The sequence below is a fragment of the Cryobacterium lyxosi genome (assembly GCF_004403345.1).
GTDB lineage: Bacteria > Actinomycetota > Actinomycetes > Actinomycetales > Microbacteriaceae > Cryobacterium > Cryobacterium lyxosi.
The window spans coordinates 134,378-146,118 of record NZ_SOGT01000015.1 but is presented as its reverse complement, the minus strand read 5'-3'; the positions used below and the strand labels follow the sequence as shown (position 1 = coordinate 146,118).

Annotated in this window: 10 protein-coding genes; all 10 read right to left on the bottom strand. The window is 62.3% G+C overall.

Going from position 1 to position 11,741, the window contains the following annotated elements; translation table 11 throughout:
• Window positions 1-113: 113 nt before the first annotated feature.
• Complete coding sequence (locus E3T27_RS14165) at window positions 114-2,825, bottom strand: cation-translocating P-type ATPase (protein ID WP_134573474.1); 2,712 nt, start codon at window positions 2,823-2,825, stop codon at window positions 114-116.
• A gap of 90 nt (window positions 2,826-2,915) precedes the next feature.
• Complete coding sequence (locus tag E3T27_RS14160; RefSeq protein WP_134573472.1) at window positions 2,916-3,797, bottom strand: universal stress protein; 882 nt, start codon at window positions 3,795-3,797, stop codon at window positions 2,916-2,918.
• A gap of 427 nt (window positions 3,798-4,224) precedes the next feature.
• Entirely contained in the window at window positions 4,225-5,142 is a 918-nt protein-coding gene (gene era / locus E3T27_RS14155) for a GTPase Era (RefSeq protein WP_134573470.1), read from the bottom strand.
• The gene (locus E3T27_RS14150; protein ID WP_174722226.1) at window positions 5,139-6,470 is read right to left on the bottom strand and encodes a hemolysin family protein; all 1,332 of its coding nucleotides are present in this window, start codon (window positions 6,468-6,470) and stop codon (window positions 5,139-5,141) included. Before E3T27_RS14150 ends, era begins: the two co-directional genes overlap by 4 nt.
• Window positions 6,470-6,934 carry an rRNA maturation RNase YbeY gene (gene ybeY, locus E3T27_RS14145; protein WP_134548775.1) on the bottom strand — a complete coding sequence of 155 codons (465 nt, stop codon included), beginning with the start codon at window positions 6,932-6,934 and terminating at the stop codon, window positions 6,470-6,472. Before ybeY ends, E3T27_RS14150 begins: the two co-directional genes overlap by 1 nt.
• Window positions 6,931-8,034 (bottom strand): PhoH family protein, encoded by a 1,104-nt coding sequence (locus E3T27_RS14140; protein WP_369831127.1) that lies wholly within the window; start codon window positions 8,032-8,034, stop codon window positions 6,931-6,933. The genes ybeY and E3T27_RS14140 overlap by 4 nt, the downstream gene beginning before the upstream one ends.
• A complete protein-coding gene (locus tag E3T27_RS14135) occupies window positions 8,021-8,398 on the bottom strand; it encodes an HIT domain-containing protein (RefSeq protein ID WP_134573468.1) in 378 nt (125 codons plus the stop codon). The genes E3T27_RS14140 and E3T27_RS14135 overlap by 14 nt, the downstream gene beginning before the upstream one ends.
• A 19-nt stretch (window positions 8,399-8,417) precedes the next feature.
• The gene (locus E3T27_RS14130; protein ID WP_104196346.1) at window positions 8,418-9,158 is read right to left on the bottom strand and encodes a 16S rRNA (uracil(1498)-N(3))-methyltransferase; all 741 of its coding nucleotides are present in this window, start codon (window positions 9,156-9,158) and stop codon (window positions 8,418-8,420) included.
• A gap of 1 nt (window position 9,159) precedes the next feature.
• Entirely contained in the window at window positions 9,160-10,266 is a 1,107-nt protein-coding gene (gene dnaJ / locus E3T27_RS14125) for a molecular chaperone DnaJ (RefSeq protein WP_104196347.1), read from the bottom strand.
• A gap of 79 nt (window positions 10,267-10,345) precedes the next feature.
• Window positions 10,346-11,365, bottom strand: a complete 1,020-nt coding sequence (hrcA, locus tag E3T27_RS14120; protein WP_134573466.1) for a heat-inducible transcriptional repressor HrcA — start codon at window positions 11,363-11,365, stop codon at window positions 10,346-10,348.
• Between the last annotated feature and the right edge of the window lie 376 nt (window positions 11,366-11,741).

The window sequence follows — 11,741 nt, the reverse complement described above, 5'->3', positions numbered from 1 at the left end:
CCAGCCACGTGAACGTGGAAACAAGCGCGGCGAACACGTATCCAGTTTGAGGTTCGGCCTGCCAGACGCCACAGCTGCGCGGCACGGCATTATCTCTAGCGGGCCGGAGACGCCTAACGCCGCGCCTGCACCCGTTCGATCGCCTTGCCCAGTTCGACGAACAGGAATATCGCAGCAGCCAGGCCGAGGGTGTACCCCCACTCGCGCACACCGATTGGCGCGGACCGGAACCAGAGGTTCATGAAGGGGGTGTACACGAACATGAGTTGCAGTATCAGAAGCGCACCCGTCGAGATCCAGATCGCCGGGTTACCGCGTAACACGGCAAAATTCAAACTGGACGCATGCAAAAAACGCGAGTTGAAAAGAAAAACGACTTGGCCGAGAGTGAGCATGGTCACCGCGGTGGTTTGCGCTCGCCCAAGAGGTGACCCAATGAAAAGCTCCAGGAAGAAAACCGCGATAGTGGCACCACTGATGAGCAAAGCCACCCAGAGGATGCGGCCCAGGTACGCCTGCCCGATGAGGGATCCACCGGGTTTGCGGGGCTGACGCAGCATTATGCCGGGCTCGGCGGGTTCATAGGCAAGGGCGAGCGAGAGGGTGACGGCAGTGATCAAGTTGACCCAGAGGATTTGCGCTGGCTGAAGAGGCAAGGTGAATCCGAAGAGCACGGCGACGAGGATGACCAATGATTGTGCGGCAGTGGTGGGCAATAAAAAAACGATCGACTTCTGCAGGTTGTCACGGATGCGGCGCCCTTCTTCAATGGCCCGCTCGATGGTCGCGAAGTTGTCGTCGGCGAGAACGATATCTGCGGCCTCTTTGGTCGCCTCTGTTCCTTTGATCCCCATTGCGACCCCGACGTCGGAGCGGGTAAGCGCGGGGGCATCGTTGACGCCGTCGCCCGTCATCGCGACGACCTCCTTATGGGCTTGTAAAGCCTTGACGATGCGTAGCTTGTGTTCAGGGCTGGTGCGGGCGTACACGTCGACGTCGCGCACGACCCGAATGAGCTGGTCCTGGCTCATCGCTTGCAGTTCGGCGCCGGTAATCACCCGCGCGTTCGCCTCGGGGGTGATGCCCATCTCACGGCTGATGGCGCGCGCAGTGCCCGCATGGTCGCCAGTGATCATCTTTACCCGAATACCAGCAGCATGCATGGTCGTGATCGCTGTGATCGCCTCTGGCCGGGGCGGGTCGACGATGCCGACCACACCAAGAAACAGCATTCCGTTGCCAATATCTTCGATGTTTAAATCGACCATCCCGTCGGTTGCGGCGCCGCGTGCGGCGGCAAGCACACGCAGGCCCTGCGCGCTGAGATCATCGACACAGGTATCCCAGAAAGCCGCATCGATCGGTTCTAGGTTTCCGTCAGCACCGAGCTGCAGACTACTTCGCTCGAGCACTTCTCCCGGGGCCCCCTTGAGAAGAATCTGCACCTTCCCGTCGGGGCCCTTATCGAGCGTGGCCATGAATTTGTTGTCGGACTCAAACGGTATGACCGCCATTCGTTTCCAGCCGGCGGCATCAAAGTTGGTCTTGAGGGCGAGAGTTCGCAGTGCGCCCTCGGTCGGTTCACCGACAACGCTCCAGTGGCCGTCCGCCTCGGTAACACAGGCATCGTTGCAGAGAGCCATGACGGTGACGAGTTCGGTCAAGTCGGGACGGGTATCGAGCGAGGCGGGTTCGTCATCGACACTGACCGTGCCGACGGGCTCGTAACCGATGCCGGTGACGCGGTAGTGAGCGGCTCGGGTGACGGCGCTTCGCACCGTCATCTCGTTGCGGGTGAGTGTGCCGGTCTTGTCGGAGCAGACGGTGGTGACCGAGCCGAGCGTTTCGACCGCGGTGAGTTTGCGCACGATGGCTCGACGTTTCGCCATCTGCTGTACACCGAGGGCCAAGGTGATAGTGACAAGAGCCGGCAGGCCCTCGGGAATAGCCGCTACCGCGAACCCGATAGCTGCCGACAGCAGATCATTGGCGTTTTGATCGTGCAGCAGACGCCCGATCACGAGCATGATGCCGGCTACGCCCAGAATGAGCAGTGTTATCTTCTTGCCGAACGAGTCCAACTGCCGAGTTAGTGGCGTAGCGAGGCTGTGCACCCCGGTGAGCATGGACTGGATACGGCCGATCTCCGTGTCGACACCGGTGCCGGTGACGACGCCGATTCCCCGACCGGTGGTAACGATTGTGCCCGAGTAGAGCATGCTGTGCCGGTCACCAATTCCCGAATCAGCAAGGACCGGGCTGGTCTTCTTTTCAGTAGGAACCGACTCGCCCGTGAGCGCAGACTCCTCCACACGCAGTGTCGTTGCCTCGATCAGTCGCGCATCGGCGGGCACCTTGTCCCCGGATTTAACCCGCACAATATCGCCGGGCACGAGCGCTTCCGCATCGACGTCAACCCACACACCATCGCGGCGAACATACGCGTGCAAGGACAGCATCCGGCGGATACCGTCCAGCGCCTTCTCAGCCCGGCCCTCCTGCAGGAAACCAATCACCGCGTTGATCACCGCTACGGCGAAAATGACCGAGGCATCGATCCAATCGCCAAAGATCGACTTCAGCACGGCAGCGGCCAGCAACACGTAAATGAGCACGTCGTTGAAGTGAGCCAGAAACCGTAGAACCGGATTTTTGGTCGGTGGGGCAGCCAGCAGGTTCACACCATAGGCGGCCAGCCGTTTCTCTGCAGCGCTGACGCTCAAGCCCTGCGGCGTCGAGTCGAGATCCGCGAGAACCTTTTCTACCGGGCGCGCATAGGGATCATGCGCCCGCAAAAGCGTCTCCGTCTGGGATGTAACGCTCATGAAAGCACCGTCTCGTAGGGGCCTCGCGTCGAAACCCGGGTGAATGATCTAGGAATTCGATACGTCGACCCAACCGCTCCGGCGGAGTTGCTATTTATCCAGGTTGCCGTTCGGTACGAGCGGAGGTATGTCGGCTAGGTGCGGCATGACCACGACCGGGCACGGCATACTGATCAGCAGGTCGTGAACGACCGAGCCGAGTAACAGCCCCGTCATCATCCCCCGTCCGTGGGTTCCCACCACGACCATGTCAGCGTCCTCAGCCGCGTTGGTGAGGACCACAGCAGCAGATCCGTGTTCGAGGGTGTCTCGAACCATCACGGTCGGATGCTCGGCGCGAACCCGTTTGACCACTCCTGTCAAAACTGCAGCGTGTGCCATCCGTATCTCGTCATAAGGACTAGCACCAGCGCTCAACCATCCGAGAGCGAGCAGGGTGGGGATGCGCCACGCATGCACGACCGACAGTTCACGGCCGAGCCGCTCAGCTTCCCGAGCGGCGAAGTCCACCGCAAGGTGAGAGGTTTCATCGTCATCCACGCCGACGACGATGGCACCGTTACAAGGCGTCCAATCTGTGGGCACGATAACGAGGGGGCAGGTCACACCCGCTGCGATCTGGTGGCGCAATGTTCCATAGAGGGAGCCTGCGGCCTCACGCGTACCGATAACCATCAGATCGGCATCCGCGGCGGAAATCAACAGCTCATGGCGCGGCGCGCCTCGTCGTACCGACGTCATCACCTGCACGGCGGGCGCGTCGCGACTCACCCGATTCGCGGCATCCATCAACATCTGCTCGTAAGCGGGAAGAACCCGGTCCTTCGTAATGGTCGGCGGCAATCTGGCCAGATCAATAACGGTGGTGAGTTCCAGGGATACCTGAGTAGTACGGGCACGCTCGATCACCCAGTCGAGCGCAGCGGGACTTCCCGTGCCGCCGTTTACTGCGAGAACAATTGTCTCGGTCATATCGTTTGCTCTCCTCGATCTCAGGGAGAATTGGTGCCCGGGCTATCACTTCACGATCTCACTAAAACACAGTTACCGAAAAAAAACGATACATACGTGTAACCCGATTTGCGGCGTCACACAGCAACCCGACAAGGATGCCGGCACTGCCTGAACATGCGGTGTCGGGGTCTGTCGCCGACGACCTGACAATCAACCTGCCTGAACAGGCCTCCGCTGCAACGGACACGGCTTTCCAGAGTGGAGGCCGCGAACGGGCAACCCTGACTAGCCGTGCGTTTTGGGATAGCGGTCGCAACGAGCCTCACGGGGCCGATCCAAGACCGGGTAACCGGCACCATGGTTTTCGAACGTTGTGGCCAGGTTGGTCAGGCTGCTAAGACGAGATGACGATTTCGGGCAGCACCCAAAGTGACCAGTTTGCGCGCTAGAAACCGAGGCGCCCGAGCTGCTTCGGGTCGCGCTGCCATTCCTTGGCGATTTTCACACGCAGCGAGAGAAAGACGCGCTTACCGACAAGGGGCTCGATCTGCTTGCGCGCGCGGGTACCGACGTCCTTGAGCCGGCTGCCCGACTTGCCGATGATGATGCCCTTCTGGCTGTCCCGTTCCACGAACAGGTTGGCGTAGATTTCGACGAGTTCCTGGTCGTCGCGCTCGATGATGTCGTCGATGGTCACGGCGATCGAGTGTGGCAGCTCGTCGGTGACTCCCTCGAGGGCTGCCTCACGAATGAACTCCGAGATGCGCGACTCAAGGGTCTCGTCCGTGACGGCGTCGGCTGGGTAAAGCGGGGCATCCGCGTGCGGCAGCAGGCGCAGTAGTTCGGTTGCGAGGATGTCCAGCTGGATGCGGCTGGTGGAGGAAATCGGAACGATCGCCTCCCAGTCCCGCAGCTGCGAAACAGCGAGCAACTGGTTGGCGACGTTGGTTTTGGAGGACGCATCAATCTTGGTGACGATGGCGACCTTTTTTGCACGGGGGAAGGCATCCAGTTGCTCGTTGATGAATTTGTCCCCCGGACCGATCGGCTCGTTGGCCGGGATGCAGAGACCGATCACGTCGACGCCGGCCAGGGTCGCGGTGACGAGGCTGTTGAGTCGTTCACCGAGAAGGGTGCGCGGACGGTGGATACCGGGGGTGTCCACCAGAATGAGCTGGCCATTCTTCTGGTGCACGATGCCGCGAATGGCGCGGCGGGTGGTTTGCGGCTTCGATGAGGTGATCGCAACTTTCTCGCCCACCAGCGCGTTTGTCAGGGTGGACTTACCCACGTTGGGACGTCCCACGAACGAGACGAATCCTGCTCGGTACCCGCTCGGGTGGGGCTCGGTTGCTCCGGTCATGACCGTTCTCCTTCATCATCAAAAACTGTGCTGTTGTTCGTTACCGTGAGGAATGCTGTTTGCGCATTGATCAACGCCTGGTCTCGCTCCACCAGCACGGTGCTGATGCGCTTGCGGCGGCCTTCGGTGCGCTCGGCGGTGAGGTTGAGCCCACTGACCGAAGCGACCGACCCGGCAACGGGAAGTCGCCCGAGGGCTTTGGCCAGCAGACCACCCACCGAGTCGACGTCGTCATCGTCGAGTTCGAGATCGAACAGCTCCCCCAGTTCGTCGACCGGCAGTCGAGCACTCACCCGAAAATGCCCATCACCGAGGTCTTCGACCTCGACCACGTCACGGTCGTACTCGTCGGAAATGTCGCCGACGAGCTCCTCGATCAGGTCTTCGAGGGTGAGCAGTCCGGCGATTCCACCGTACTCGTCGACGACCATGGCCAGGTGATTGGACTCCAACTGCATCTGCCGCAGCATGTCGTCGGCCTTCTTCGACTCCGGCACGAACACGGCCGGCCGAGCCAGGTCGGCCACGGTGAGCTGGAGCGCGTTGATCGGCCGCTCGAAGACCAGTCGGGCCACATCGCGAAGGTAGAGAATGCCGGCGACGTCGTCGACCTCACCATCCAACACGGGCAGGCGCGACGTGCCGCTGCTCAGGAACAAGCCCATCGCCGCGTCGATACTGGCGTCGGCGTCGATGGTGATCATGTCGGTGCGCGGAATCATCACCTCACGCACGACCGTCTCACTGAACTCGAAGATGGAGTGGATGAGTTCGCGGTCGTCTTCTTCGATCACATCAAGCTCGGTTGCCTCGTCCACCATGCTGAGCAGCTGGTCTTCGGAGGTGAATGTCGCGAGCTTGGTGCGCCCGGGCGTGACCCGGTTACCGAGGGCGACGAGGGCGTTCGCGATGGGTCCGAGCAGAACGCGTCCGACGTGCACGAGCAACGCAGTCGCGGCCAGCAAGCCGACCGGGTGGGCCCGTCCGACGCTGCGCGGGCTGGCACCGACGAGCACGAACGACACCGAGGTCATGATGAGCGCCGACAGCAGCAAAGCGAGCCACACGGCCTCGATCGTGGTCGCGAAGACCAGGGTGACCAGGACGGCGGCTGTGGTCTCGGCGGTGATCCGAATGAAATTGATCGCGTTCAGGTGCGCGCCGGCATCGTCGGCGATGGCCTGTAACGACCGTTTGGCGCGATGATGCGCCACCATGCTCGCGATGTCCGCCCGGGACTGAGTCATGATCGCGGCGTCAACGGCGGCCATCAGTCCGGCAAAAACGACCAGGACCACGGCCGGGTAAATGAACCAGACGATGTGCATCAGTGGCGTTGTCGTTCCTGCATGGCGAAAGCGATGAGGATATCGCGCTGAATACCGAACATCTCCTTCTCCTCGGCCGGTTCCGCGTGATCAAAGCCGAGTAGGTGTAGCACGCCGTGGGTGGTGAGCAGCAGCAGTTCATCGAGAGTACTGTGGCCGGCGGTTTCCGCCTGCTCCTTGGCGACTTGCGGGCAGAGCACGATGTCACCGAGCAGACCCGGCGGGGTTTCCTCCTCCTCCGTACCGGGGCGCAGTTCGTCCATCGGGAAGCTCAGCACGTCGGTGGGGCCGGGTTCATCCATCCACTGCACGTGCAGCTGTTCCATGGCGCCCTCATCGACGAGCACGATAGCCAGCTCGGCATCGGCGTGCACGTGCATGGTGTCGAGCGCGAAGGCAGCGAGGCGCAAAATGGCGGCTTCATCGACCGGGATAGCCGACTCGTTGTTAACTTCGATACTCAACTGGAACTCCGTTTCGGGGTGCGGCCCGAAGCGCTCGTGCGCTGGGGGCCACGGGTGGCAAATTCTCGGGCTTCAGCCGTCTCTTGGCGAAGGGCCTGCTTCTGCGCGTCGTACTCGGTGTAGGCATCGACGATGCGCCCAACAAGCGAGTGCCGCACGACATCGGCGCTGGTCAAGTACGCAAAGTGGATATCGTCGATCCCGTCGAGCACGCGCGTGACCAGTTTCAGGCCGCTCGTGCCGGCCGGCAGATCGATCTGGGTGACGTCTCCGGTGATGACCATCTTCGAGCCGAACCCCAGGCGGGTCAGGAACATCTTCATCTGCTCCGGCGTGGTGTTCTGGGCTTCGTCGAGCACGACAAAGCTCGCGTTGAGGGTGCGCCCGCGCATGTAGGCCAGCGGTGCCACCTCGATCGTGCCAGCAGCGAGTAATTTGGGAATGAGCTCCGGGTCGAGCATTTCACCGAGCGCATCGTAGAGCGGGCGCAGGTACGGGTCGATCTTGTCGGTGAGGGTGCCAGGCAGAAAACCCAGTCTTTCCCCAGCCTCCACGGCCGGGCGAGTCAGGATGATGCGCTCGACCTCTTTGTTCTGCAGCGCCCGCACCGCTTTGGCCATGGCCAGATAGGTCTTGCCCGTTCCGGCCGGGCCGATACCGAATACGATCGTGTTGTCGTCGATCGCATCGACATAGTCCTTCTGCCCGATCGACTTGGCCCGAATGCTCTTGTTCCGTGCTGTGAGGATGGGAGCGCCCAGTTGAGCGGATGGACTCACCGAACTGTCGGCAGCGAGCATCCGCGCTGACGTGGCGACCTCGGCCTCGCCGAGATCATGGCCAGTGCGCAGTGCCAGCTGCAGTTCCTCGATCAGCCGACGCACTGCCGCTACCTCGCCAGCCGAGCCGCTCAGGGTGACCTCGTTGCCGCGCACGTGCACGTCCACCTTGGGGTGGGCAGCCTCTATGGTACTCAGGTAGCGATCTTCGGGCCCGAGCAGGCGCACCATGGCAACGCCATCGATGGTGAAGCGCAACTCGGTGGTGACGCTGGCGGCGGAGTTGCCGGATTTCGCGTTGTGGGGCTCAGAGGGCGCCAAGCGAGTCCTCCCCAAGGTATTCGGTCGGTTCCTGACTGCCCAGCACGTGGGCGTGTACGTGGAACACGGTCTGGCCGGCGGCCGCCCCGGTGTTGAAAACGAGGCGGAACTGCCCGTTGGTTCGTTCGGCAGCGATGCGCTCGGCTACCGAGACGAGTTCGGCCAAAAGGGCCGGGTTGCCTGCGGCCAGTTCGACGACGTTCTGATACTGCGGGTCTTTGGTGGTGATGACGACGTGCACCGGAGCTTTCGGGGCAATGTCGAGGAACGCGATGATGTGTTCGGTCTCGGCGACGATCGTCGCTGGAATCTCACGCGCGATGATGCGGCTGAAAATGGTCGGTTCAAAACCGGAAGAAGACATGCCTCTATCTTAAGCGGCGCTACCAGCGGCCGAAGGTCGCATTGAGGATTGCGAGGGCAGCGGGACCGGCGGTCGACGTGCGGAGCACGGTGTCACCGAGGCGTACCTGGGTCGCGCCGGCTTGTTCCAGCAGAAGTAGCTCGGCCGGGGAGATTCCACCCTCGGGCCCAACGACGAGCAGAATGTCGCGGTCGTCGGTGGGCGCGGCCACCTCGGTGAGGCGACCGCTCGCGGTCGGCTCGAGCAGCAGCATCCGTGTGGTGGCGGCGAGCACGGCCAGTTGTTTGGTGCTGGCGAGCGGCGCGACCTCTGGCAACCAGGCCCGAATGGACTGTTTGCTGGCCTCGCGCACAATGCTGACCCAGCGTTCGTGGCCTTTGGCTATCTTCGGGCCCTCCCATTTGGTGATGGAACGGGATGCGGCCCAGGGAATGACGCCATCGACACCGAGTTCGGTGGCGGCTTGAACGGCAAGCTCGTCGCGATCACCCTTGGCGAGGGCCTGTACCAGACGGATGCGCGGCGTCGCCACCGCGGTCTCGCTCGCGTCATCCACGCGCAGGGTCAACACCGTAGCCTCCGCTGTCAGCACCGTCCCCTGCACCAGCAACCCGGCTCCATTGCCTAAGCGCAGCCGGTCTCCGGGACGAACCCGGCTGACCGTGACCGCGTGCCGTGCCTCGGCGCCATCAACGGAAACGACCTCCCCCGGGCGACACTGCGCCGCCCGGAGCGTTTCCTGCAGATAGAAATGTGCCACGTCAGCCGAGGAACCGGTCGCGCAGCTTCGCGAACAAGCCCTGCTGGTACTGGCTCAGGGTCGGCGCAGGCGCGGCGTAACGGGCAGCGAACTGCTCGATCAGGTCGCGTTCCTTGTGGTCGAGCTTGGTGGGCGTAAGCACGTGGATGCCGATCTTCAGGTCGCCTCGCCCGCTGCCGCGCAGCTTGGTGATACCACGATCCTTGATCGTGAGCACTTCTGAGCTTTGCGAACCAGCGCGAATCTCCACCTCGATATCACCGTCGAGCGCTTTCACGGTGACGTTGGTGCCAAGAATTGCGTTCGTCATCGACACGTCGAGCGAGCACATGAGGTCGTCGCCGTCGCGACTGAACACGTCGTGGTGGCGCACCTTCATCTCGAGGTAGAGGTCACCATTCGGACCGGCGGCCGGACCCGCCTCTCCGCTGCCGGGCATCTGCAGGCGCAGGCCGGTGTCGACTCCGGCCGGAATGTCCACCGGAACCGTACGCCGGGCGCGCACGCGGCCCTGCCCGGAACAGGTCATGCACGGCGTCGCGATGATAGTGCCGTAACCGCGGCAGGAGCCGCACGGGCTCGACGTCATCACGTTGCCGAGCAGAGACCGAACGGCGCGCTGGATGCTGCCGGTACCGTGGCAGATGTCGCAGGTGATCGGTGATGTACCGGGGGCGCAGCAGGAACCCTTGCAGGTGTCGCAAACGATCGCGGTGTCGACCTCGAGGTCGCGGTGCGTGCCGAAGATGACCTCATCGAGGTCGAGTTCAACCCGGATAAGGGCGTCCTGGCCGCGTTCGCGGCGGGACCGCGGGCCGCGGCTGCTGCCGCCTCCTCCGCCGAAGAAGGTCTCGAAGATGTCGCCGAAGTTACCGAAGTTCTGGCCGTCGAACCCGCCGTTCTGACCGCCACCCTGGTCGTATTTCTGACGCTGTTTCGCGTCGCTCAGCACGTCGTAAGCATGGGTGATGCTTTTAAACCGTTCCGACGCTTCAGCGCCGGGGTTCACGTCGGGGTGCAGTTCACGGGCAAGGCGTCGATAGGCCTTTTTGATTTGGTCGGTGGTTGCGTCGCGGTCAACGCCGAGAGCTTCGTAGTGGTCAGCCAAAGGTGGCTCTCCTTGAGTTTTTTATGATGATGATTCTGGTTCTGGTGATGTGGTCTCTGCCGCCGAGGCGGCAACAGATTTAGGTCTCGCCGAGCAGGCGGGAGAGATAGCGAGCGACGGCGCGCACCGCCGCCATGTTATTGGAGTAATCCATGCGCGTGGGACCAAGCACGCCCAGGCGGGCGAGGTTGCCGTTCGCGCTGTAGCCGCTGGTCAACACGCTTGCCTCGGGCAGGCCGAACGCCGCGTTCTCCCGGCCAATGCTCACCGAAACTCCGTGTTGGTCGGTCTCCATCTCGCCGAACAGTCGCAGCAGTACCACCTGCTCTTCGATGGCTTCGAGCACCGGGTAGATGCTGCCGGAGAAATCTTCCTCGGTGCGCACAAGGTTCGCTGCCCCGGCCATGACGAGTTTATCTTGGCGGTTGGCGCCGATTTGGTCGGCGAGGGTGCTCGTGATGAGGTCGATGAGCGGTTGCAGCATCGGCGCGCCCGGCCACACGCTCGCGGCGAGGGCGGCTCTGGCCTCGGCCATGCCGAGTCCAACGACAGCGACATTGAGTCGGGCGCGCACTTCTAAGAGGGTCTGCTCATCGAGCGCCCGCGGCAAATCGATCACGCGCTGTTCCACCCCGCCGGAATCCGTGATCAGCACCGACAGGATGCGCGTCTCGGTCAGGGGCACGAACTCGATGTGCCGTACCTTGGCGCGAGACACAGAGGGATACTGCACGAGCGCGACCTGATGAGTGAGCTGGGAGAGCAGTCGCACACTGCGCACGAGCACTTCGTCAAGGTCGGCGGCGTGACCCAGAAAGGTTTCAATGGCTTGACGTTGCGCCGGCGTGAGTGGCCGCAGATCAGCGAGGTGGTCGACGAAAACTCGGTAGCCCTTATCGGTGGGGATGCGCCCCGACGAGGTGTGCGGCGCTGCGATCAGGTCTTCTTCTTCGAGGAGAGCCATGTCGTTACGAATGGTGGCAGCGGAGACGCCGAAGGCGTGGCGATCAACGATGGATTTTGAGCCGACGGGTTCACGAGAGGCAACGTAGTCCTGCACGATGACGCGCAACACATCGAGGCCACGGTCGGAAACCATTGCGCCCACCTTCCTGATTCGTGAGGTCCAGCTTGAGTTCTGCGGATGCCGCTCACCGCGCGCTCTAAGGGTCACACGGGAAGGTACGTTTGCCAGCACATCGTTGGCACTCGCATCCACTGACTGCTAATCATATCGCGGCTGCCTGAACAGACCCATTGCCAGCAGTTCGAAGCGAGGGTTTAATTACGCGTATTCTGCCCAACACGTATGGTGAAGGGGACGATCATGAGCGATCCACAGTCACAATCTTTGAACGGCCCAAACAATCGTGAACCGAAGGTCGAAAAAGCCGCGGGACGGCCGAAACTACCGATATCCGTGGTCGATTCCGGTCAGTTCACCATTGGCACGGTTAGTCTGGAGGGGGCAGGCG

What these genes read in the sequence shown, in the direction of transcription:
- E3T27_RS14135 (WP_134573468.1), bottom strand. Translation starts at nt 8,398, where the DNA reads ATGTCTTCTTCCGGTTTTGAACCGACCATTTTCAGCCGCATCATCGCG.
- E3T27_RS14150 (WP_174722226.1), bottom strand. Translation starts at nt 6,470, where the DNA reads ATGCACATCGTCTGGTTCATTTACCCGGCCGTGGTCCTGGTCGTTTTT.
- hrcA (WP_134573466.1), bottom strand. Translation starts at nt 11,365, where the DNA reads ATGGTTTCCGACCGTGGCCTCGATGTGTTGCGCGTCATCGTGCAGGAC.
- era (WP_134573470.1), bottom strand. Translation starts at nt 5,142, where the DNA reads ATGACCGGAGCAACCGAGCCCCACCCGAGCGGGTACCGAGCAGGATTC.
- E3T27_RS14160 (WP_134573472.1), bottom strand. Translation starts at nt 3,797, where the DNA reads ATGACCGAGACAATTGTTCTCGCAGTAAACGGCGGCACGGGAAGTCCC.
- E3T27_RS14165 (WP_134573474.1), bottom strand. Translation starts at nt 2,825, where the DNA reads ATGAGCGTTACATCCCAGACGGAGACGCTTTTGCGGGCGCATGATCCC.